This window comes from Paenibacillus taiwanensis DSM 18679 (assembly GCF_000425125.1).
Taxonomy (GTDB): Bacteria; Bacillota; Bacilli; order Paenibacillales; family Paenibacillaceae; genus Paenibacillus_B; species Paenibacillus_B taiwanensis.
Window position 1 is genome coordinate 301,553 of the sequence record NZ_KE384308.1, and the last position, 23,472, is coordinate 325,024.

At 43.6% G+C, this 23,472-nt stretch carries 18 protein-coding genes; 2 read left to right on the plus strand and 16 right to left on the minus strand.

Going from position 1 to position 23,472, the window contains the following annotated elements:
- Window positions 1-76: 76 nt before the first annotated feature.
- From H509_RS0119850 to H509_RS0119860, 3 genes are all read right to left on the minus strand, one after another.
- A complete protein-coding gene (locus H509_RS0119850; protein WP_028546621.1) occupies window positions 77-730 on the minus strand; it encodes a helix-turn-helix transcriptional regulator in 654 nt (217 codons plus the stop codon).
- A gap of 33 nt (window positions 731-763) precedes the next feature.
- Entirely contained in the window at window positions 764-1,375 is a 612-nt protein-coding gene (locus H509_RS0119855) for a superoxide dismutase (protein WP_028546622.1), read from the minus strand.
- A gap of 217 nt (window positions 1,376-1,592) precedes the next feature.
- Window positions 1,593-4,754 carry a hybrid sensor histidine kinase/response regulator gene (locus H509_RS0119860; RefSeq protein ID WP_028546623.1) on the minus strand — a complete coding sequence of 1,054 codons (3,162 nt, stop codon included), beginning with the start codon at window positions 4,752-4,754 and terminating at the stop codon, window positions 1,593-1,595.
- Between the two features lie 354 nt (window positions 4,755-5,108).
- Here H509_RS0119860 and H509_RS28500 point away from each other — a divergent pair, with 354 nt between their 5' ends.
- Window positions 5,109-5,984: a collagen-like triple helix repeat-containing protein gene (locus H509_RS28500; RefSeq protein WP_051287446.1), complete on the plus strand. Its 876-nt coding sequence runs from the start codon at window positions 5,109-5,111 to the stop codon at window positions 5,982-5,984.
- Between the two features lie 176 nt (window positions 5,985-6,160).
- Here H509_RS28500 and H509_RS0119870 read toward each other — a convergent pair whose 3' ends face one another.
- The 11 genes from H509_RS0119870 to H509_RS26085 all read right to left on the minus strand — a co-directional run bounded on the left by H509_RS0119870 (window position 6,161) and on the right by H509_RS26085 (window position 21,173).
- On the minus strand, window positions 6,161-7,306 hold the full coding sequence (locus tag H509_RS0119870) for a Ger(x)C family spore germination protein (protein WP_084159302.1): 1,146 nt from the start codon (window positions 7,304-7,306) through the stop codon (window positions 6,161-6,163).
- A 2-nt stretch (window positions 7,307-7,308) separates the two neighbouring features.
- Window positions 7,309-8,421 carry a GerAB/ArcD/ProY family transporter gene (locus H509_RS0119875; protein ID WP_028546625.1) on the minus strand — a complete coding sequence of 371 codons (1,113 nt, stop codon included), beginning with the start codon at window positions 8,419-8,421 and terminating at the stop codon, window positions 7,309-7,311.
- Window positions 8,422-8,433: 12 nt separating this feature from the next.
- Window positions 8,434-9,870 (minus strand): spore germination protein, encoded by a 1,437-nt coding sequence (locus H509_RS26075; RefSeq protein WP_051287448.1) that lies wholly within the window; start codon window positions 9,868-9,870, stop codon window positions 8,434-8,436.
- A 197-nt stretch (window positions 9,871-10,067) separates the two neighbouring features.
- Window positions 10,068-11,618 (minus strand): gluconokinase, encoded by a 1,551-nt coding sequence (gene gntK, locus H509_RS0119885; protein ID WP_028546626.1) that lies wholly within the window; start codon window positions 11,616-11,618, stop codon window positions 10,068-10,070.
- A 57-nt stretch (window positions 11,619-11,675) separates the two neighbouring features.
- Window positions 11,676-13,037, minus strand: a complete 1,362-nt coding sequence (locus H509_RS0119890) for a GntT/GntP/DsdX family permease (protein WP_028546627.1) — start codon at window positions 13,035-13,037, stop codon at window positions 11,676-11,678.
- 109 nt (window positions 13,038-13,146) lie between these two features.
- A complete protein-coding gene (locus H509_RS0119895) occupies window positions 13,147-13,824 on the minus strand; it encodes a GntR family transcriptional regulator (RefSeq protein ID WP_028546628.1) in 678 nt (225 codons plus the stop codon).
- A gap of 143 nt (window positions 13,825-13,967) precedes the next feature.
- On the minus strand, window positions 13,968-14,867 hold the full coding sequence (gnd, locus tag H509_RS0119900; RefSeq protein WP_028546629.1) for a phosphogluconate dehydrogenase (NAD(+)-dependent, decarboxylating): 900 nt from the start codon (window positions 14,865-14,867) through the stop codon (window positions 13,968-13,970).
- Between the two features lie 175 nt (window positions 14,868-15,042).
- Window positions 15,043-16,152 carry a Ger(x)C family spore germination protein gene (locus tag H509_RS0119905; RefSeq protein WP_084159303.1) on the minus strand — a complete coding sequence of 370 codons (1,110 nt, stop codon included), beginning with the start codon at window positions 16,150-16,152 and terminating at the stop codon, window positions 15,043-15,045.
- Window positions 16,139-17,242 (minus strand): GerAB/ArcD/ProY family transporter, encoded by a 1,104-nt coding sequence (locus H509_RS0119910; protein WP_028546631.1) that lies wholly within the window; start codon window positions 17,240-17,242, stop codon window positions 16,139-16,141. Before H509_RS0119910 ends, H509_RS0119905 begins: the two co-directional genes overlap by 14 nt.
- Window positions 17,223-18,686 (minus strand): spore germination protein, encoded by a 1,464-nt coding sequence (locus H509_RS26080; protein ID WP_051287450.1) that lies wholly within the window; start codon window positions 18,684-18,686, stop codon window positions 17,223-17,225. The genes H509_RS0119910 and H509_RS26080 overlap by 20 nt, the downstream gene beginning before the upstream one ends.
- Before the next feature lie 1,083 nt (window positions 18,687-19,769).
- On the minus strand, window positions 19,770-21,173 hold the full coding sequence (locus tag H509_RS26085) for an arsenic transporter (protein WP_084159304.1): 1,404 nt from the start codon (window positions 21,171-21,173) through the stop codon (window positions 19,770-19,772).
- A 223-nt stretch (window positions 21,174-21,396) separates the two neighbouring features.
- Between H509_RS26085 and H509_RS0119925 the strand changes: the two genes are divergently transcribed.
- The gene (locus H509_RS0119925) at window positions 21,397-22,083 is read left to right on the plus strand and encodes a chitinase N-terminal domain-containing protein (RefSeq protein WP_028546632.1); all 687 of its coding nucleotides are present in this window, start codon (window positions 21,397-21,399) and stop codon (window positions 22,081-22,083) included.
- 65 nt (window positions 22,084-22,148) lie between these two features.
- Here the strand turns inward: H509_RS0119925 and H509_RS0119930 are convergent, their stop codons facing one another.
- The gene (locus tag H509_RS0119930) at window positions 22,149-23,240 is read right to left on the minus strand and encodes a GerAB/ArcD/ProY family transporter (protein WP_028546633.1); all 1,092 of its coding nucleotides are present in this window, start codon (window positions 23,238-23,240) and stop codon (window positions 22,149-22,151) included.
- An 8-nt stretch (window positions 23,241-23,248) separates the two neighbouring features.
- Window positions 23,249-23,470: a hypothetical protein gene (locus H509_RS0119935; protein WP_028546634.1), complete on the minus strand. Its 222-nt coding sequence runs from the start codon at window positions 23,468-23,470 to the stop codon at window positions 23,249-23,251.
- Window positions 23,471-23,472: the final 2 nt, after the last annotated feature.

Genomic DNA, 23,472 nt, shown 5'->3' on the forward strand with positions numbered 1-23,472 from the left:
ATGTCAACTAAGCATACAGCTTCACCTTTCATACCCTTCACCACTTCTGACGTTGTCTTTCCCTCAATCGCGAGCACTACGTGCCCCTTTTGGCAACTAAATACTGACATATAGTGTCTCCATCTGCAATACATTGTAACCGCTTCACATCTGCATCCAGTAACTCTGCAAAGAGCGCAAGTTCGCAAGCACATGCTTGCCGATAACGAACTGCAATTTGGTAAATTGGGCAATTGGCTTCCTCAAACGAGTAGGAATCATCCCCATTCCGTTCCAATGTGACCATATATCCTTCTTTATTTTGGAGAACTGCTAAGGCTTGCATTCGCTCTTCAAAGCTACGATCTAGCATTAACAATTCATATTTACGCATCATCCGGTTTCTTCGTTGTTCAAATAACTGACCGATATGACTTTGTCCAAACAGTTGCTCTAGTTCATCCATTAATTCAGCAGCTAGCACTTCGTATTGACGTGGGAACAACTGCTCAGCCGCTAACGTCAACTGATATATATAAGTAGGCCGCCCAGCACCAGCATGCACACGCTGCTTGCTCATTTGCACATAGTTCTCTTGTTGCAGTGCGTTCAAGTGCCTCTGCACAGCCATTCCCGTTAATTCCAACTGTACCGACAATTGTTGAACGCTCGCTGTACCAAGCTTTTTTAACAACTGAATAATCTTTCGCCTAGTTGCAGAAAACCGTGAAGCAGCAGCATGCTCGCGCATGAACATCCCTCCTTTTACACCATTAAACGTTTCTCACATCGCTTCGTAATAACGTCGGTTTACTTCTTCCCAGTTCACTACGTTCCACCACGAGGACACAAAGTCAGGACGCTTGTTTTGATACTGCAAATAATAAGCATGCTCCCACACGTCCACAACGAGAATCGGAGTCTTCTGCTCCATAAGTGGCGTGTCCTGATTCGCTGTGCTCATCACCTCCAGCTTCCCGTTATGTACAACGAGCCATCCCCAACCGGAGCCAAATCGACTTAATGCCGCTGATGTTAATTCATCTTTTAGTTGCGCGTAGCTCCCAAATTGCTTTTCAATGGCTTTTGCAATATCACCATAAGGATTACCGCCTCCTATGGGGCTCATAATGGTCCAATACAGGCTGTGGCCGTAATGCCCGCCGCCATAATTTCTAATGGCAGCCCGGATATCCGCAGGTATATCATCCAGGTGACTTAATAATTGTTCAACCGTAGCATGTTGGAATTGAGGGTAACGTTCCAACGACTTATTTAAATTTGCAACATAAGCGGCATGATGCTTACTGTGGTGAATTTCCATCGTTTTCGAATCTAGGTAAGGCTCTAACTCGTCATATGCATATGACAGCTTCGGTAACGTAAAAAGCTCCATTGTCGTATTCTCCTTCCATATTCGTGCGTGTAATCTCACTCAGTTTACTAGATCGAAACTAATTTGTACATAGTCAAATATGTTTACTTAGGGAAACATTTTAAAACCATGTAAACTACATCTTTACAAATCAAAAAGAGAGAGCGCAGCTCATGCGTTCCCTCTCAGGTGTGCTCCTATTATGTATCCTTCTTCTAAACACAGTAATCCGTTACGTTTATTTCTTCATCCGGAAACTTATCGTAGTTCCCTGACCTAACTTGCTTTTCACCGTTAAACCTGTGCCGTTAAGCTGCTTCAAGCGATGATGTGTATTAATGAGACCAATGCCGCCCTTGCGATTAGGATGTTTATCAAATAAATACGACATCTTATCTGAGGCGATGCCTACACCATTGTCTGCAACCGAAATTTCAGCTTCTAGGCCGTAACTTTTTATTCTAATCCAGATTGTTCCACCTGCGGATCGCTTCGCAATGCCATGTCTGACTGCATTTTCCACCAGCGGCTGAATGGACAACGGCAAAACTTGAAACTCCAGTCCATCCTCTATTTCCCACTCCACGTGTAGTCTGTCATCATAACGTTCTTGCTCGATCCATAAATAGGAGCGGACAAGCTCAAGTTCATGTTTGATCGATATTAGCTGCTCGGAGTTACGAAAGTCAAAGCTGGCACGTAAATAGTCGCTAAAGGCTTGCAGCATCAGCCGCATACGCTCAAGGTCAAATTCGCTTAACGCAGCGATCGCATTAAGCGTGTTAAACAAGAAGTGCGGCTGGATTTGTGATTGCAGCCACGCCGCTTCCATGCGAAGCTGTTCGTTTACGGACTGCCGAATGCTAGTCAGTGAGTATACACGGCTTCTTAGTTCCGCAGCATCAACCGGCTTCGTTACGTAGTCGTTAGCACCTGAGAGGAAGCCGGACTCAATGTCCTCTGCCCGACTGCGCGCTGTCAGCAGCAGAATGGGCAGCTCCGTTAAGGAATACCGCTTCCTTATCGTGGCGGTCAACTCGTAGCCGGACATACTAGGCATCATCACATCGATAATGACAAGATCCCACTCACGCGTCTCCAACTGAGTTAAAACTTCTTGAACACTGGTTGTAGCCCACATCTCGTATTGGGATGACAACAGCACACTGCCCAAGATGTTTAAATTAACGGGATCATCGTCAATAGCTAATATACGAGGTCGATCGGACTGAAGCAGCGTTCTCGGCTTGTGATGCGCCAACGAAGCCGTCGAAGCTGTTGCAGCAGCTTCTGCATAGTCCGGCATCTTTACAGCCGATGCTGCTGATGAGATTGCAATTGGATGTTCCTTGAAGGTATCCGGTCCAGAAACAGGTATACTCGTTACTGATGCAGTAGATGCTCCTCCAAACTCTACACCTTGATTCGCAAGCGGTAGTGTAAAAGTAAATGTTGTGCCTTGCCCCACCACAGAGCGGACAGTGAGTTCCCCTTTATGTAGTTCGACCAGTTGCTTGCTTATACTTAATCCAAGTCCCAATCCCCCTGCACTGTTTCCTTCACCCGAATTTCCTTGGTCATATGGCAAAAATATAGTATGTAATAAGCTCGGGTCAATGCCAACTCCAGTATCCGCAATAGAGATTAATGCTAACTTTCCTTTTATGTCTGCCTGAACGGTTATCGTGCCTTGATCGGTAAATTTCACCGCATTGTGCAGCAGGTTAAACAGTACCTGAATGATACGGTTCTCATCTGCTGTAACAGACGGAAAAGTATCCGGAATTTGAATTACAAAGGTTAACCGCTTCCCCTCTGCCATTACCCGCATCATGTCCACTACCCCGGCGGCAACAGAACGGATATTAATAGTGGACATCTGTAATTTAACTTGACTTTCCTTCAATCGTGTAATATCAAGCAAATCGTTTAACATAAACGACATTCGTCTACCGACAGATAATAGCAGCTTCAATTTGTCGCGATTGGCTTCCACATCCTGCTCCTGTTTTTGCTCAAGGACCGTCTGTGCGATTGTTAATATGCCATGCAGCGGATTGCGGAGTTCATGTGACGTATTCACCAAAAAGTCATCTTTGCGCTTATCCGCTTCTTGTAGTTGTTCCGCCAGTCGGGATGATTGCTGCGCACTTCGTAAATATCGCTTAAACCAAAATAAGGAGAAGGCGATAAAGCCCGCAATAACATCAATGGGATAATAACCCATTTCCATCCAGACTGTATTTTTAACGACACCCCAAATTACATTTGCGGTAACTGCCGTTGTGCCAAGCAGTAAAAATAGGGCATCCGCATCCCCTCTGCAAAGTGCTCGAAATGACATTACAGGTACAAACAAATACGGGAAAAGCACTATAATCGTATGGATATAATCTACTACGATGCTCATAGGGAAAGGCTGCAATATAATACATAGTACAAACGCAGCACACACCATCATATAACCACGCAACCATTTACGCCGCAAATACAAAAAAGATGCTGGTAACAAATGATGGACATAATGGAGCAAGCTTAACGCTACACCCAAAAATGAGAGATAATACAACTTGTGCATCCACTCAAATGATAGTGACAGCCCATGTAACAATAGTCGATCATCATCAATTAATACCACCATGATTGCAAATAGGTTCAAGAGACCAAAGGAAAGCAAAGCTTTATGTCGAATTCCGATTGCGAACATAAGAACGGTATATAAAGCATGCAAAAGAAGAATTAAGCATACCGCTAATTGGCTGCCGATTGATAACCATTCCACCTTACGGATAGCTTGCTCACTGCCAAGCTTAACAGACCCAAACAGGCCACCCGTCAGACGGTCGTCATAATTGGCCGCTTGAATCACAATTTCAAGCTCGCGTTGATCCGTTGTAAAGGTGACTGTATACGGAACATTACGAGCGATATAATCATTTGAACGAGTTGCCGGTTGACCCGCATGCCCCACTAAACGACCGTTCACATACACTGCGGACGATGATGACACACTCGGCACTCTAATGCTGTAGAACTGCTGCTTGGAAGTTGGCATAAGTAAACGCAGGCGATAGGAACCATACCCAAATGTCGAGTCAATCTCGTTGGATATTTGTGCACTCCAATTGCCTGGTACTTGTATAGGCACGCCTTTATAGGGCTTAAACGGAGCTTCATCGGCTCGATTGTTGGTATACAAAAACCGATGTGGGTAGAACTCCCATTCCCCATTTAAAGAAACCGACTGATGCTGTTCGACTTCCCAGTGCCGCAGATCAATAATTCCTTGTTGCGCCGTTGATTGTATGGCGGGTGCAGTAAGCACTATCCAGCACAAACGGATACCCGTTAGAAAGGCTAAAAATAAAAAGATCAGTAGAAACACTTTTTTCTTTGTCATAAGGGAAATGGTAATAGCAGGTGAATAAGGTGTCAAGGACCAAATAAGACGACCTTTCATATCCCATTGCATGAAACCGTATGCAAAAGCTAGGTCCCTCAAACTATAGTAATTGTGCCTCTCACATTTTCAATTTGCTAGAATATACTAAATATGTAACTTCTAACAGAATTATCGAATAAACGCCCTGAGTCTGCTTCTTCAGTTTGTCGTTTCTACTGATATGACCATTACGTAGTGAACATCTGCTAGAAATAAAGGCTGCTTCACAACGACTTCAAATAACATTCCATATCCTATTAAACGTGTTTAAGTTTCTATGATAAAAAAATGTCCAGGAAAGCGGTGAGTAAAATGTCTCAAGCAAATTTGCCAAATATAACACCTAGTATTACGATTTCAAGAGGTGACGCACTTAACCTGCTGCTAGCATCAATTGCGATAGAGGAATTAGGTCTTGGTCATGTTATTAACGCAGAAGCTGAGAAAATTCAATATGCAGTTGGAACTTTACCGGGTCTAACGATCCCAGCTACGATTAGCGACCTGCTTGCTGTTGATGCCAGTGTAAAGAGTACTTTACAGGAAGTGATAAAAAAGGAAATGCTGCTTCAATCGAAACTCGAAAGCATATTGTTAGCCCCTTCCCTTACTGGACCGACTGGCGCTACAGGCTCAACGGGACCTGCTGGAGGACCTACCGGACCTGCTGGACCTGCTGGTCCTACTGGGGCTACTGGTGATATCGGTCCTACTGGATTGACGGGTCCATGTGCAACATGTACGTCTGTATTAGGCTTATTCACCTATTTGGCTCCAGGTGGCGTCACTACTGTTATTCCTGAAAATGGAATAGTTCCACTTGCTAGTTCATCATTAAATAGCCCAGCAGGATCTTTTACCCTTAATGGCAATGGCTCAGTAACCGTTAATGTACCAGGCATATACCAGATTGATGCCAGAGCTCAAACGGAAGACTCGGGTGCGTTCTGTGTCTTTATTAACGGTGCACTTCCAGCTACATTCAGTGGTGGTGCGGTCTCAAACGGTGGCGGCGGCACTATAATTATTCCAACTTATTTTAATTTGCAAGCTGGAGACGTTGTTTCACTTGTCAACTGTAATACAGATGGAACTGCTAACACCTTAACTGGTGCTGAAAGTGGACGCAATACAGCCGCTGGCGTTCTCCGATTTGAACGCGTCGATCCTATATGCAGTTGCCCCTAACAGTGTATGAAACGTAGATATCACGTATCCGTTTTTTCACGAATCGCTACGTGCTGAAGTCGATCATATACACCTTGATCTTATTTCTATTAAGAAGTTACGTACACTCTAAAAATAACCCGTTCATGGCCACCTTATCACAAGGTTTCCATCCTTCGGGTTATTACAATATGCCCCTAACTGGTAATACCTACATTCGTAAATACTACTTTAATATCGGTTCGGATCCGCGCGTGCTTATACATGTCTCTCCACTGTTCTGTTGCAAACTGTTTCGTGCGAACGGAAGTACGATAAACAGCCCCATAGCCGATAGGGTCAACCTGCATTTGCTGGAGGCGCTTAAACAATACTTCATATTGTGCTGCAATCTGTCGACTTGCTGCATGCTCAAGTGCATGGATCGTTTCTCGTTTTTCCAAATCAATCTGCTCGCTAACCTCCTTTAACTGTCCCTTGACACGGATACGTACGTCAAAGACAGGTCCTTCTTCTTGTGCCAGCTTTATATTTGATTTGATTTTAATATTCGTCAACGTAATAAATAAGGGAGAAATACGCGGCAAATAGTGATGGTTAGATTCTTTTAATGAAAGTGCCAGTTCAAAAGAATCAAATTTGTAATTACCCATTGCAGATTTTAGCAATAAGCAATCATCTTCATTCAATCGACCGACCATTCGATCATCCTTCATCAGCGCCACACCTGAAATAACCACCTCATTTTGCTGGAGTTCAAGATAAGGAAGAACGGGATCTTTTCCCCCTCGATAATAGGTGCTCAAGAAATGGTGCAAGTTGGAGGATGGGATAATACCGTAATTGACATTTTTACGAATCAATTCGTACAAGTACTCCCCCATATTAATTTGCTGTTTATTCGTCGCAGACATAATCTGTTCAGCTGAACCTCCGGCAATAGCTAAATATACGTTAGTACCAATATCCGAATCCCGCTGCAACGTATCCGTTAATGTAATGATACCTTTTCTGGCAATGGGCTCACCATAAGCAATCACCCTGACCTGCCCAATCACATCTTGGGTGGGCATCTTCAAATTAAGTTTAGTGCGCACACCTTTACTTGTATTGTTGGATGCGCTGGTGAGCAGTGTGTTTTTAGCTTGATTATCGGTTGCGTGGTACGCAATAATAGTGGTCCGTATCCGCTCCTGTTCTTGCTGGCTTTGATCATATCCTAGTGCAATTACAATACTTAACTTATCAATGATCATTTGTCTCGCACAGCCGATACATAATACTAGCACCATGATCAGTAAAACGAGGCGTTTTCTTCTGGATCGTATTATCCTGATTATCATATTTATATATGTTCCTTCCGGCGTCGACAACGTATCCCAAGAATGATTGTGGCCATAACAAATAATACGAACGGATACATAAACGATAAAAAAATCGCTACATCGTTAATCAAGTTAGACAACACAGCTAATTGATCGCCTGTTTGTAACATTTGTATAATAATAAGCTGCACCAAGCATAGACCGATGTATACATTTTTTCGTTTCACTTTTACCATCCTCGTTATCCCTTGAATAATAACCCAACTTGTAATCATTAAATTAGCCAACACAATAATGAACCACATCATAATGACGATATACTCAAACCGCTCCAGAAAGCTGAATCCAACTGTTTTGAGCATCGTTAATGTATCCCATGAGTTATTGACAATTTGTTTGGGGCTGTAGTAACCAATCGATACTAGCATAATCATCAAATACAACACATTTACGATAAATAGTGCCATATGTGCATAACGATGAATACGGTGCGGCTCTTTCATATGTGAACTTGTATAAAATAAAACGTCATAACCACCAATCGTGGCCCCCATTGCTAACATTCCTTTAAAAAGCTGACTGATATTTGCCTCTATAACAGGAGTTAATTGATGAAAATCAGCTGTTTTCAAAGGAAAATAAAGCAACAGAATGAGCCAACTGACCAAAAGCAAATGTATAAAGGAGATCACGGATATAACCGTCAATCCCCCTGCTAAACCATATGCAATTAGTACAAAAAACATCAAACCAAACACCCAAATCGGAACATCAGGAAAGATCCAGATGAGAAGCACCTCAATGTAATTTCGTAATACATAAGTGGATACCGCCAGCCAATAACAGATGAGAACCCCGTTTATTATACTGCCTCCCCATTTGCCAAACAGTTGATTGTGGATTTCATACAAACTGTTAAAGTTAAATCGACTCAACGTCTTTACAATCATAAATACCGAAAAATGTGCGCAAATACCTGCTGCAATCACAGAGAACCATGCATCATGCCCTGCTTCTTTATACACATACTTTTGAAAAGCCAACATCCCTACCGTTATTTGAGATGTAATGACTATGGACATTGTAAATGCAGGGTGGATTTTCCTGCGAGTTGGTACCGTACACTCACTCATCACATCTGCTCCCTATTCCTTAAAATCCTTGTTACGTTTTACCATCTGGGAAGCGGCACTTCTTGTTATCACACTCCACCAGGGGTGCACCTTTGCATGTTCCTCAGTACGGGTTGACAATATACTTTGGGGCTGGAGATACGGCTTCCCAATGCTCGTCTGACGAGCCAAATGAATCGTCAGAAAGCTTATGCCGATGACAATACCTATACCACCCCAAAATCCAGCCAAAATAATGAAAGGAAATCGTAATATTTGCTGCGTATTGCTCATGGAGAAATTAGGAATGGTGAACGATGCTAGTGCGGCAAGCGCAACAATCATAAGCAGGACGTTGCTCACAAAGCCAGCTTCTACAGCCGCTTGGCCGATCACGATACCGCCTACAATACCCATCGTTTGACCCACTTTGGTCGGCAAGCGCACTCCCGCTTCACGTAACAGCTCAACGACTATCTCAAGCAGAAGTGCTTCGAATATCGGTGGGAACGGCACTTTGGAGTGAGAGCGTATTAATGTTTTCAACAGCTCTGGCGGTAAAATTTGATAGTGAAACGTAATTGCGGCCACATAAAAAGCGGTACCAAAAATCGAAAAAAACATCGCTGTAATCCGTAATAAGCGCAGCAATATTCCGATACTCCTGCGAGCGTTCATATCCGTGTTTACATGCAAAAACTCGTACAACGTCACAGGACATACAATGGCAAACGGGCATCCATCTACAAGGAGTGATATTTTGCCTTCGAGAAGAAATTTACAAACACGATCAGGACGTTCCGTATGTAAAATCGTTGGAAATAAAGTGCTGGAATTATCATCTATCAGCTGTGCGAGCTTTAAAGAGTCAAACACTCCATTTAGCGGTTCCAGTTCAGCTACTCTCATTTTTAACTGTTCGACAATGTGCGCATCAGCGGCCCCCTCCAGATAAAGCAACGAGACAGTTGTTTTTGTTGCTGTGCCAATCTGGATCACCTCTGAATGCAGTTTAGTATCAGGCAGCAATTGATAAATTAAGCCTAAATTAGTAGCCAGACGTTCAACAAATGCAACCTGTGAGCCAAAAATATCTGTTTCAATCTCTGCTTTAGCTAAAGTGCGATGTGGCAGAGCAGCCGTATTAAGCAGTAGCCCCTGATCCAGTTGTTCAAACTGGACGTAACACCAGCCATTCAACAGTTTGCTGCTTATATCAACCAGTTCGTCTGAGATATAAGCCTCCTTAATCGGGAGCGCATTCAGCAACACTTCAGGAGTAATAATCACGTGGCACCTTGTGACAGGCGGACATTGAATCTCATGAAGTACAGCTTCTTGGATCAGTTTCTCATCCGCCAACGAGCTAATAAATAATACGTGTAACATCTGGGTGCCAACCTGAACACTTCTACATTTAAATTCACTGTGGTGAGCGAACATATGCTGAATAGTATGAAGTTTCACCATGTTCCCTCCGATTTGTGTACAATAAAATGTTGTGATTTAGTATGAGCAATTTGGTGACTTTTTACATACGAATCTTTCTAATGTGAAAAATAAACAAAAAAGGTCAGTGATAACAAAATTTGTTATCACTGACCTTTTTGATGTGAGGCAGCTAGTACAGCCTGCAACCTGCTTATAAGTTTAAAAGTTACACCGCTCTATTCGACTTCAAACAACTTTTGTTGAAATTTCGATATTGCCGCATATTCGTCTTCCAACTTGCGAGGAATGGAAATAAATATCGGCAGCAGTTGATGATACAACTCCGCATGTTCTTTAATCGGCTTATGCTGATGAGTGGCACCAACCATATCAGATACGATATTCAAAGAGTCGGCGCGGCCGGTCGCATATAAACCAAGTACGACTGCCCCCAAGCAGGAGCTTTCATAACTTTCAGGTACGATTACTTCCTGATCAAATATATCGGCCATCATCTGACGCCATAAGGCTGAACGAGCAAATCCCCCAGTAGCATGAATCTTCCGTGGGCGACCGATCCGCTCTTCCATCGCCAACAACACCGTATACAGGTTAAAAATAACACCTTCAAGAACGGCACGGATCATATGCTCTTTGCGATGATGCATCGTCAAACCAAAGAATGAGCCACGTGCGTCTGCATTCCATAATGGCGCACGTTCACCTGTCATGTACGGGTGGAACAGCAAGCCGTCCGCGCCTGGGCGTACCTGTTGTGCAATGCTAGTCAGCAAGTCATAAGCGTCGATCCCTAGCCGCTTGGCCGTCTCTACTTCTGCTGCTGCAAATTCGTCACGTGCCCAACGGAACAGCATGCCCCCGTTGTTCACAGGACCGCCAATTACCCAATGCTTGTCCGTTAAAGCATAACAGAAGATGCGGCCTTTTGGGTCTGTAACGGGCCGGTCAATCACGGTACGGACTGCTCCGCTCGTTCCAATTGTAGCCGCGACCACCCCAGGCTCAATTGCATTCACGCCAAGGTTAGAAAGTACACCGTCGCTTGCCCCAACAATAAAAGGTGTAGAAGCAGCTAATCCCATTGCTGCCGCATATGTCGCATCAAGTCCTTGCACACTATGAGTTGTGGGTACAAGCTCCGACAGTTGGCTGCGTCTAATGCCTGCAATTTGCAGTGCTTCTTCATCCCAATCCAGTCGATTCAAGTTCATCATCCCCGTTGCGGATGCAATCGAGTAATCGACCACATATTGCTGAAACAGCTTGGCAAATACATACTCCTTTATTGAAATAAACTTAGCCGCTTGCTGAACAAGCTCAGGCTCCTCTGCGCTCAAATACATTAACTTCGTAAGTGGAGACATCGGATGGATAGGTGTGCCAGTCCGCAAATATAAGGCATGGCCGTCTAGCTCCTGTTTTAATTTCGCAGCATAATGACTGCTGCGATTATCTGCCCACGTCATACATGGTGTAAGCGCATTGCCGCTATCATCCATAGCAATGACACTATGCATGGCCGAACTAAACGAAACAAACAAGATACGCTCCGGACGGACAGCACTCTCCACCATGACCTGCTTTACGGTATAAATGACCGCCTGGAAAATAAGCTCCGGGTCCTGCTCCGCTATCGTCGCATTTGGTGTATATAAAGGATAACCTTTGCTGCTCTTGGCTACGACCCGACCATTTTCTTCGAATAATACTGCCTTCGTACTTGTTGTTCCGATATCTATACCGATCATATAATTGATTATACTCATAAGTGGTAAACCTTCTTTCCCGCCATCCTGCTTGTTTCTGTGTTGTACGAATTGTATCTACAAGACAACACTGAGTAGAAGTATAAACATCAACCCCACAAGTGACAATAGCGTTTCCATAACCGTCCATGATTTTAACGTTTGCGGGACGGACATATTAAAAAATTCCTTCACCATCCAAAATCCAGCGTCATTTACATGTGACAGTACGATGGAACCTGCTCCTGTCGCCAGTACGACAAGCTCCACGTTAGCCCCTGGGTTCATCGCCAGTACAGGAGCAACGATACCAGCCGCCGTTGTCATTGCAACAGTTGCTGAACCGGTAGCCACACGAATTAATGCCGCCACGAACCATGCAAACAAAATAATATTCACATTAGCTTGTGTCGCAATCTCAGCAATTGCGCCCCCAACACCGCTATTGATTAATACTTGTTTGAATGCGCCGCCTCCGCCAATAATTAATATGATAGTTGCCGTAGGCGCTAAACACTCACTTGTAAATCGTGACAAATCTTCTTTCGAAAAACCTCTCGCAAAGCCAAGCGAGAAAAAGGAAAAGACAACGGCAATGAGCAAGGCCATAATTTCATGGCCGATAAATTCACAAAATACGGTAATGCCACTTGCTGCTTCTGGATCAACGATGTGAGCAACAGATCCAACGAGCATAAGCAGAACTGGCAACATTATCGTAAACAACGTAATGCCGAAGCCAGGCAATTTCCGTTCGCCCTGTAAAGCAAACTGTTCGGCCAACTTTGCTGGCGGCTCTAATTGAATACGCTTACCGATAAACTTGCCAAATAGGGGCCCTGCAATAATAGCTGTAGGCAAGCCAATAATTAAAGAGTACAAAATCGTCTTGCCTAGATCCGCCTGATAAGCATCAATCGCAATCATCGGTGCAGGATGTGGCGGCACGAGTCCATGTACCGTTGATAAGCCGGCCAGTATAGGTATTCCGATCTGTAACAGCGGCATCTTAGTCTTGCGAGCTACGGTAAATACAATCGGAATTAAAAGAATGAGTCCGACCTCAAAAAAGACCGGTATGCCGACGATAAAACCAACAAGCATCATCGCCCAATGAACTCGTTTCTCTCCAAACCTGTCAACGAGAGTGGAAGCGATCTGCTCCGCACCTCCAGATTCAGCCATCATCTTGCCCAGCATCGTGCCAAGTGCGATCACGATCGCGATCGTTCCTAATGTGCCGCCAAGTCCACCTGTGATGGAACTAACGACTTCAAGCGGCTTCATTCCAGACAGCAAGCCGAGCATTAAAGCTGACAATAGCAAGGTAACAAATGGATTCCATTTATATTTTGCAATAAATACAATCAGAAACACAATGGCAACCAATGTCCAAATAAGTAATGTGGCATTGTGGCTAAGGCCAAAAATAGTAGTCATCCAATAGTCCCCCCTGTTGTAGGTTAGCATCTACTTTAAATGCGGTTAGCATACCTTTGATTTCATGTATACTTGTCGACAAGTTTGTGTAAAAGGAACGGCTTGTTCCTTAAAATTGTGGCAAGCTCTTGTGTAATGTTTGCCGCGAGTCTGCATAATAGTCTCTTACGACCTGCTGTATCGTATCCGAATTGTGCGACTGAAGCCCCTGAAGCATGATGCGATGCTTATCAATTACCGTGCTTAGCTTCTCCTGTTCGGCTGAAAAAATCTCTTCTGTTGTAATGAGCATCACCGTCATCACGATATGCCGGATGCTTGTCCACAAATGTAAAATCCGCTTATGATCAGCAGCCACGACGATCGCTTCATGAAATGAAAAATCCTGATAGGCAAATTCGACCACATCGTTATATTTAACGGCCAACTCCATTTTATCGATCATCTGATTACACTTCGTAACTAATGCATCTTGGTTGGCATTTGCAAGCCGCTGCTGAACAAAGCTCTCAATAAGAAAACGGACATCGTACAGTTCTTCCATATCTGCGGCGCTTAACCCCAATACGATTGCTCCCATCCGCTCCAATCGGATTAAGCCTTCATTGGATAGCATTTTTAATGCCTCTCTCACCGGAGATCGGCTTGTTCCAAATTCAGCAGCCACTCCGTTTTCTGAGATCACTTCACCGGGTCGAATGATTCCCTTGATGATCTGTAGACGTAATTCACAAGCAATGGAATCCCCTAATGAAACTCCCTGAAGCCACGAGGCTGGATAATGCATGAGACTCAACTCTCCTAATAAGTGTTTATTCGCCCTTATAACTAGCTCTGTTCATTCTATCACATCCACTTATGAACAGGCTATGAAGCTCTTTGGAGAGCGGACTTATTTTCACGATAGGAGACGTCTATTGTCATCTTTCTTTACTTACTCTTCACCACACCATGACCACCAAACTCATTTCTTAGTGCGGCAACAATCTTGCCGTGGAAAGTATCAGCATCCAAGGAACGGTATCGCATAAACAGCGACATCGCAATTACTGGCGCACTTGCTTGCAGTTCAAGCGCTGTTTCTACAGTCCATTTCCCTTCACCTGAGCTGTGCATAATGCCGCTAATTCCTTCAAGCTTGGGATCTTTTGCGAATGCGCTTTGCGTTAAATCCATCAGCCAGCTGCGAATGACTGATCCATTGGACCAGACACGAGCAACTTCTTCATAGTCGTATTCGAAGTCACTCTTGTCTAGTAATTCGAATCCTTCCGCAATTGCTTGCATCATGCCATACTCAATACCATTGTGGATCATTTTTAAAAAATGTCCGCTGCCATTCTTGCCTGCATACAAGTATCCCTCATTGACCGCAATGTCACGGAACAACGGTTCAATCAGGCCAAATTGCTCCTGATCTCCGCCGATCATAAAGCAGCCGCCTTGCGAGGCTCCCTCAGTTCCACCTGAAGTGCCGACATCATAGAAATGAATATGATGCGCACGCAGTTTCTCAGCGCGTGCAAGTGATTGCTTGTAATGTGAATTACCCCCGTCCATCACAATATCGCCTGGAGATAATAGCGGCATTAGTGTATCGATTACGCCGTCCACGATCTCACCTGCCGGAACCATAATCCACACGACACGCGGGGCGCTCAAATTCGCAACCAACTGCTCTATTGAATCAGCAGATACAGCACCTTCTGCTGCCAATCGCTGACGCGGCTCTTCATTTACATCATACACAACGACTTCATGCTGATGCCCAAGCATATTAAGTACAAGGTTATATCCCATCTTGCCTAGACCAATCATCCCTAATTTCATGCTGCTTCACTCCTAGAATAAGACTACAAGTATACTTGTATACAAGTTCGATTTTTATAATACTTGTTTCTTGCTAATCTGTAAAGACATTTTTGTAAGCGCTATTTTTAATCGTCATTTCACCGTCATTTCATAACGGGACAACAACCACTAGGATGTATGAAACCGCCTGAATCTAGTGCTCAATACCCGATTTAATTTTATCAATGACGATATTTGGACTAAACTTCACTTGTCTGAAATATTGCTCTTTATCTAATCCCCTCCATACGTCTGGATGATAAGCCATAAGCATACGTCCGATACCAAAGGCATCGCAGTTCGCACGTTGCAATTGATGAATGACTTCACCTGTTAGCTTGGTGAAGTATGCTTTATATTCGCGCAACAACTTGTCTTTATCTGCCTCCACATCGCCATTTGGATACTCGATCACACGCAGGACTAACTTCAAATGTAACGCCACATGAATTTGTTTATGCTCATCCACAGTAAGTTTAAGTTTCCGATTGCTCTTGGTGATGAGAAACGATACAATCTGACGTTGTGGAAACTCCTCTTTTGGGGACCCAAAGTTGAAAGAGAAACTGTTCTGCCTCGGCTTTCCTCCTTTTAACAGTAATAACAGTGGAGACTGTGTATCATTTAAATAAAATCCGGTATATTTGCGCTTGTCAAACAACGCAATGCCTTTTACACTTGCAAGCTGACTGCTACTTTCCAATTCAATATAAGGCAATGTAACGTCCTCTCCTGGGTCCATAATTACGGAAGCGATCGCTTGGATGTCTTCTTTCGGAATAAGCAGACTCTCTTCTGCACTTTGAATCAGGTTAAGCAAATATCTGCTTACGTTGCTTTCACTTTTACTTCTTAGTTGGATCAAAGGCAGCGCTTCCCCCTTCACTACCGCTAATCTGGCATCTAAAGCATTTCTTGGATTGCGATAATGAATGTCCAAAAAGGGAAGTATGTCATGAACAGCATAGGCCTCACCTAGCAAAAGCAGCTTATTTTTGGAGCTATCCAGCAAGCCGGAAGCTTTACGATTTAGTAAAATACGAGCTTCGCCTGGTGTGTTTGCCTCTGCTACAAGCGTCATATTTTGAAGGGAGTCCGCACTATTTAAGACAGGCGTAGCAGCACCAACACGCAGCCGCTTTTTAGAAGTCAGATCGTACGTCACCGTCTGCACAAGCGTCGCATTTTTCATTAAATGCTGATCCCAACAACCCGTGCACATTAAACTACAGCAAATGAGCAGCCATATTTTATTGTTCTTCACGCTTATCACCTGTCTTCTTTCTCACGATCGATATGAACAGCAGTAACGCCGGGATAATAGCTTGGAATAAATAGTGACACACGGTCAAATAGTTATTTACCACGTTCAGCTTGTCTGAGTCCAAAAGCCACAACGAAGTAATTAAAGTCAACAGACATATAACAGGTAAAAACGTTACATGTTTAGGAGCAGCAAATAAATGAGCCAACCCTTTCGCAGACAACAATAACAAATACATAAAGGAGGTCGCTACCGACACGATCCAGATGGAAATAAAAAATAGATCCATCCGTTCAATCACTCGGAAAGAATAAGACTTGATCATATAAATAAATGGCTCAGGTACTCGTTTAATATCGTTTGGACTCATAAAATAGACGAGGCTAATAAATACAAGATACGTATATAGCAGCGTCACCATCAAATGGGCCCTTATAACAGATTTTAATATTTGCGTATGACTTGCACGAACATAAGGGTATAAGAAAAAAACCAAGTCACACCCCAACATCGAAAAAATAGCTTCTCTGGAACCTTTAAAAATCGGCATCCATCCATTTTGAGCAACAGGTAATATGTATAAGAAATTTGCATTTCGCAGCGCATAAGAACTGAGTGCAATTAACACGATTAGCAGCGGAGTAACTAACATAAAAAAGCGAATCATACTTTGCAAGGAGTCTTTTACGATGTATGCACTAGTCAGCACCATCAACGAAAGCACAATCCAATGTGGGGTTCGTTCCAGTATCCAGCCCTCAATTATTTTCCCATATTTGGATAAAACATAACTACTTTGCAGCATAAAATAGATTGTATAGCCTATAATTAAACATTTTCCTAATTTATTCCCAGTTAATTGTTTGAAAATATCAAACATCATCATCCCCGGATATGATTTGCAAAGCAGCCACATAATTAAAATAACGAGCAGCATAATGACACCCGCAACTAATGTTGAGATCCAACTGTCCTGATTAGCATATTTAGCAATGTTGTACGGCAGGGATAAAATGCCTACACCAACCTGCGCCTGAATGACCATGTACACAATCTGATTTTTGTGGATGTTATCTTTTTTTACGACCAAGGAAGTTCCATCCTTTTGCACTTATTTGCTGCTGTATACGCTGCCATTTCGTCTGGCGTGGAGAAGGATCAGCTTTTCCGAACAGGAACGCCTGCACTTGTTTCTTTACATCCTCAAATGTAATGATCATAAAATAAGGAGACCCAAACGACTCCAATTTACACAAATGCCCCCATATTAAAATGATGCCAAAGGACATGCCTACAAAGCCTAGACAAGCCGCCAGCAGCATAAATGGAAATCGCAGCAGCCTCACCGTCTCACTCATTTCATGTGTAGGAATACAAAATGCGGCAATCGCCGTAATTGCAACCACGATAATCATCGTGGTCGAGATTAAGCCTGCTTTGACTATCGCATCCCCAATGACAAGACCACCCACGATGCTGACGGTTGCCCCAATTCTCGCAGGCAATCTGAGGCCTGCTTCACGAATAAGCTCGATCGTTAGCTCCATAATAAAAGCTTCAATGAGCGGTGGGAAAGGAATTTCGTTAATCGAGGTTTTGATAGGCATGACAAGCTCATCGGGCAACACCTCAAAATGAAAAGCAACAACAGCAATATAAAAAGCTGGCAGAAATATAGCTACGATGATACTAAGCCATCTCAAGCCACTAATGAACATACTACTCATCCAACGACTGTTATAGTCATCCGATGCACGCATAAAGTCATTAAAATGAACAGGCGCTATTAAGCAGGCCGGCGAGCCTTCTACAAAAATAATGACTTTCCCTTGTTTAAGCAGCGCAATGACACGATCTACTCGTTCTGTATTTAACATTTGCGGAAAAGGAGAACGTGGAGAATCTTCTATTAATTGCTCCAGGTCGCCTATACTGCGCAGACCACTAGTTGTTGCGTTCAAAATACGCTGCTCCATTTCCTCGATAACTTGTTGTTCCGCTCGTTGCGGCATATAAATGAAGCACAGTTCAGATTGTACGTCATCCCCTATTTTCATATATTTTACGACTAAATCCTTCGTTTTTAACGTTTTGCGAATTAAATAAACGTTACGTCTAAGCTCTTCCACAAAGCCTTCATGCGAACCCTGAATTACTTTTTCATTTTCCGGCTCCTCCACAGTACGAGGCGACTCAATGGATACATCTACTGCATAAATGGGATGCTCTCCTTCTATTTGAATCAAGCAGGAGCCTGTTAGCAGCAGCTCCTGTAAATTGTCCACCTTCTGTATGATCTTAAAATGTAGCGTAGAGGAGATCGCGATATTTTGCTGCTCCGCAACGACAGGCATTAGAGCTTCCATCACATAACGATGCAGCTTCTTTTTATCTGCAAGTGTGTCAAAATAAGCGATGAGGATGTTACACTGCGGTCCTTGGAGCGTTTCAATTGTAAAATCTTCTGCATGTTTAAATATAGCGTTTAAATGATGCTCCAGATGGACGCTGTCCATCGTTGTAGAGTTACACATCGTTCTATCCCCCCCTTGCTACACTTATCGATATGATTACCGAAACTTGGAATCGTATGCACAGGATTAGGAAGAGTTTGTTGTTATATCCCCTATATCGTAACGATAACGTAAGCCAGACTAGATTTTCATAGGGCTTAAAGGTAGGTGCGAGCTGGTGTTTGTTTAATAGGCTGTTCTTCCACTGCTCCTAGAGGAAGTGTCCACTGCTAGTATACTGTACTGTAGTAGTCATTTGACTCCGCATAAAAACTGTTCGGGTAGTGGTACGGTAGTGCGCGGTAGTGCGCGGTAGTGCGCGGTAGTGGCGCGGAATACGTGATCGGACAAGAGATCCGTTACGGGGTTGATGTAAGGATTATTAGGCAACTGAGCGGACAGGAGATACGCTTTTGGCATATTTCATCCCGATTTGGCGGTAGTTTGGAGGCAATAGCGGAATTCCTGTCCGGTAGCTGCACCAAAAGCGTGTTTTTGCCGCCCATAACGGATCGTCTGTCCACCAAAGCCAGCCTATTCAACCCAGATATCATCGCTCTCTATGCTCTCCGCTATTGTCTTGTATTTCTTAATGTGAACGTAGCAGCCATTCGGGCACACGAACCGATCATCGTTCCCTTCATAAGTCCAGTTCAAGGTATGCCATATGTCCTTTTAGTAACGACGTATGTTTTTTCCTTCATATAGCTGCCGTAAGGCAGGAGCGCATCAAAACGCGGTTCTTTGCCTCTCCTATCGCATACAAATCATTTCCTCCCTGCCATAGCCTGCTTCGGCTAGCACCGTCTCGGGTATCGGCAAAGAAGAAGCAGCCAGGGCTTCATAATGAGGGATGAAGCAGCGCGTATCGGTAGGGCGTTGGTACCAACTGTATAACATACTGTTCCGTTGTAGTCATTTGATTACGTATAAAAACCGTCCTTTGTGAAATGTTAGTGTCGTAACTTCCATATCCCAAGAAAACACAGTTTATTGTGCTTAATTATGACACTCAACAAAAATGGGGAGCCCGTAATCAAGTCAGCTTAGACTGACTTTCGGGACAGCCCCATTTGAGAACATGATATTCTTTTTAACGGTATCCTACTTTTCCACGCTCGCGCTTGACGTGGAGCCCACTTTTTTTAGCAGCATCACAATCGTTACCATAACAAGGGTTAATGCGGCTATCCATACCCAGACGTTGATCCCAAACACAGATATGAGCAGTAGCCAACTATAAAGTCCGATTAAGGTAATTAGCAAGGTAGGGATGGTAAGCATTATTCCAACCTTAAAATAATATCCCCATGTAATCTTTACACCTTTACGGGACAACACATGCAGCCAGAGCAAAGTTGCCAAAGATCCTATTGGAGTAATCTTTGGTCCGAGGTCTGAACCGATCACATTGGCATAAATTAATGCTTCACGGACGATCCCCTCCGTTGAAGTGCTCTTTATCGCAAGTGCATCGATCATAACCGTCGGCAAATTGTTCATAATGGAAGACAAAATTGCAGCCATAAAGCCCGTTCCTACCGTTGCTGCAAACAGTCCTTTGTCCGCTACCATCTGTATAAAATTGCCTAACAAATCCGTTAAGCCTGCGTTTTTAAGTCCATACACGACCACATACATCCCAATCGAAAATATAACGACCGACCAAGGAGCGTCTTTGACCATCTGTTTGGTTCGAATAACGGGACTTCTGCGCGCAGCCAGTAAAAAGGCTAACGCTGCGGTCCCTGCTATAATACATATCGGTATCGCAAAAAATTCACTTACGAAGTAAGCCATCACTAACGCCGCCAATATATACCAAGACAACTTAAATAATTTCATATCTTTAATGGCGGCTGTGGGCGGCTGTAATGAAGTATAGTTGTACGTTTTTGGAATATTTTTATGGAAACATACGTAAATGACCAGAATACTTGCTACAATCGAGAATAGGTTCGGAACGAGCATCCGACTTGCATATTCGACAAACCCAATGCCAAAGTAGTCCGCGGATACAATATTAACCAAGTTGCTTATAGTAAATGGTAGCGATGCGGTATCCGATATAAAGCCAACCGCCATAATATACGGCAGTATCATGACGTCGTTAAATTTAAGCGCACGAATCATAGCGAGCACAATCGGTGTCATAATTAGAGCCGCACCATCATTGGCAAATAATGCGGATACAGCAGCACCAAGCAAGATCATATATATAAACATCAGCATCCCGTTTCCTCCCGCAAGACGGGCCATATGCAGTGCTGACCATTCAAAAAAACCGATCTCATCCAGTACTAGTGATATCAAAATAATGGCGACAAAAGTAAGAGTCGCATTCCAGACGATGTCGGTAACTACAAGTACATCACCAAATGACACGACTCCGAAAGCTAGAGCCAAAAGGGCTCCTCCTGACGCAGACCACCCGATGTTAAGGCCCCGCGGCTGCCAAATGACCAAAGTTAAAGTCAATACAAAGATGAAAGATGCTAGTAGTATCATTTAAAAATGCCTCCATAAATTGGTTATGTACCGTTCAAATTCGCAATAAACAGAAAACCTCATTAAGTTTACACTGCATTACAGGCGGACGTCTATCACTCATCGACCTGATCGTGTGAGGCAAATTATCGTTTACTTCTTGGATTGAAAATGATATGTTCGATAATAGTGGTACATTATACCATTATAATTCCATATTATAGTAGAGAGTGGTGAGTAGAACATGTTTAAGTTAAAGAAAACGATAATCTGGGCAATAACTGCCGTATTAGTTACCCTTGGGGCAGCTGCTACCGCGACTAGTAAGGCCGTTGCCGCTGTCGACCCTCCATTCACGGCTAATGCAACGTACACAGGCAAAGATACCAACGGGTTGCACCATGTTCAAATTTCATGGGACAATCTAGGTGACAACGCCCAATACTATAACGTCTATCGTTACCCCACCCTATATCCTTGGGGAGGTGAAGCTGTACAAGGGTGCACGAACTTGACGACAACAAGTTGTGAGAGCCTTAGCGTTGAAAAGGGACAATTCCGCTATATCGTCAAAGCTAAGCTCGTTGATGGCCGAGAAATTAGCAATCAGTCAGGTAATACACTCGTTGACATTCATAGCTACACAGGGGCTCCTGCTACTCCCGTCATTTATACTACTTCTACAGCACCTCGCACGTACACCGTTGGTTTTAATATTACATCAGGCAACAACGCAGATATATGGGAACTCTATGAAAATGGTGTACTCGTGAACCTGTTTCAAGGATTTCTACTTGAAAATGGACAAGAGCCCCAGCATGCTTCTCGTACCTTTTATGACAAATCTAGCGGCACTTATCAATATGTAATCAAATTAAGTAACGCCTACGGGACAGCAGTCTCTCAAACGATTACCGTAGTCGTTCCTTAAATATTCCCGTGTGCAGATGTTGTTCCAAACCAAAGAACGCGGCATAGCTGCTCGCTATTTCGCGTTCAATTTGATTTGGCGCCAATAGAACGGCATTTGTGTACGATAAGATATAACAACGGGATCAATTGGACCCCTAGCAAAAAGATCGCAAAAGAGGGTGAGCCTACAAATGCCCCAAATTCGGCTGGACGCTGCATAAACCCGTTAGCAAACACATAAACAAGTGTCGCGAGCACAAACGTAATTGGACGGTGGCTGGGCAGCTTAAGAGCTTGCGCCAATAAATGAGCAGCCATATACAGCAGCAGCACACATTTTATAAACAAAGAGGACGACCAGAGCGAAATCATAATAGGGTCCAAATTTTCAATGATGTTGCCTATTTCCACAAACCGAATCAATTCCATCAGCGGAAACCGCAGATGTCCGCCCAAGTGCGGGCCAAACACAAACAGGGTAATTAGCCAGTACAGCATAATAAGCAGACAAGAGCTGATCTTCGTAATCATAATATACTTCATCGTCTTATTGTGAATCCGAAAATGAGGCAGCATGATCAGCACCAGCATCATTTCTGCAAACCACGGGGTTACAAACAAGACCGATTTCCAAATGGTCGTCCCGTTCCAATGTGTTACAAGCGCAATACTCATATCAGGCCAGACACTTCCAGGCAAAAATAAAAGGGTTAATAGCGATACCCCGAATACAAGAATAAACATGCCATCCGCCATATATACGATCGTCTGCAAACCACTCCTCGACACGACAGCCACACACACTAAGAAGCCTCCAGTTACAACCCAATCAGGTGTTCCAGGCAAGTAAGTAGAGCCAAAAAAGTCGCGGTATGCGTTAACTACAACGGTAAGCAGCAGCATGCAGTAAAACACAATCAGCAGCATAATCGTTTTATGCGGCCACTTCCCCATAATGCGCTCTCCGAATATGCCCCATTCCACACGGGGATCGTATGCAGCCAACTTGACAGCAAAAGATACGATAAATAAGCTACAGCAGCATGACAGCAATATGGTGATCCAACCCTCAAATTGTGCTATAAACATCAGTTGTCCCAGAAGGAACGCAAGTGGTGTTGATATTAAATAAATCATCCATAAACGAACCATCTGGTACGGTGTAAAGGCTCCCATACAACCACCTACTGTCTTTTAAATTGTATTAACGGGTCAAGCCAGCCCAGCAGCAAATGTACCACTGTATACGGAAGCGGCATCCAATGCCACAGCATCGCGGCAGTTTCAAAAAGTAAGCAAACGATCCATAACATGATATATACACGTTTAAAATACGTATGCTGCCCACGTACATATTTCCATTCCATGCCTGCAATCGCTGCAAATACCAATATTATAACAATCATAT

What these genes read in the sequence shown, in the direction of transcription:
- H509_RS26075 (WP_051287448.1), bottom strand. Translation starts at nt 9,870, where the DNA reads ATGGTGAAACTTCATACTATTCAGCATATGTTCGCTCACCACAGTGAA.
- H509_RS0119895 (WP_028546628.1), bottom strand. Translation starts at nt 13,824, where the DNA reads ATGCATTATCCAGCCTCGTGGCTTCAGGGAGTTTCATTAGGGGATTCC.
- H509_RS0119925 (WP_028546632.1), top strand. Translation starts at nt 21,397, where the DNA reads ATGTTTAAGTTAAAGAAAACGATAATCTGGGCAATAACTGCCGTATTA.
- gnd (WP_028546629.1), bottom strand. Translation starts at nt 14,867, where the DNA reads ATGAAATTAGGGATGATTGGTCTAGGCAAGATGGGATATAACCTTGTA.
- H509_RS0119890 (WP_028546627.1), bottom strand. Translation starts at nt 13,037, where the DNA reads ATGACTACTATTTTTGGCCTTAGCCACAATGCCACATTACTTATTTGG.
- H509_RS0119875 (WP_028546625.1), bottom strand. Translation starts at nt 8,421, where the DNA reads ATGAGTGAGTGTACGGTACCAACTCGCAGGAAAATCCACCCTGCATTT.
- H509_RS0119850 (WP_028546621.1), bottom strand. Translation starts at nt 730, where the DNA reads ATGCGCGAGCATGCTGCTGCTTCACGGTTTTCTGCAACTAGGCGAAAG.
- H509_RS0119855 (WP_028546622.1), bottom strand. Translation starts at nt 1,375, where the DNA reads ATGGAGCTTTTTACGTTACCGAAGCTGTCATATGCATATGACGAGTTA.
- H509_RS28500 (WP_051287446.1), top strand. Translation starts at nt 5,109, where the DNA reads ATGTCTCAAGCAAATTTGCCAAATATAACACCTAGTATTACGATTTCA.
- H509_RS0119860 (WP_028546623.1), bottom strand. Translation starts at nt 4,754, where the DNA reads ATGACAAAGAAAAAAGTGTTTCTACTGATCTTTTTATTTTTAGCCTTT.
- H509_RS0119870 (WP_084159302.1), bottom strand. Translation starts at nt 7,306, where the DNA reads ATGATAATCAGGATAATACGATCCAGAAGAAAACGCCTCGTTTTACTG.
- H509_RS0119935 (WP_028546634.1), bottom strand. Translation starts at nt 23,470, where the DNA reads ATGATTGTTATAATATTGGTATTTGCAGCGATTGCAGGCATGGAATGG.
- H509_RS26080 (WP_051287450.1), bottom strand. Translation starts at nt 18,686, where the DNA reads ATGTGTAACTCTACAACGATGGACAGCGTCCATCTGGAGCATCATTTA.
- H509_RS0119930 (WP_028546633.1), bottom strand. Translation starts at nt 23,240, where the DNA reads ATGGGAGCCTTTACACCGTACCAGATGGTTCGTTTATGGATGATTTAT.
- H509_RS26085 (WP_084159304.1), bottom strand. Translation starts at nt 21,173, where the DNA reads ATGATACTACTAGCATCTTTCATCTTTGTATTGACTTTAACTTTGGTC.
- gntK (WP_028546626.1), bottom strand. Translation starts at nt 11,618, where the DNA reads ATGAGTATAATCAATTATATGATCGGTATAGATATCGGAACAACAAGT.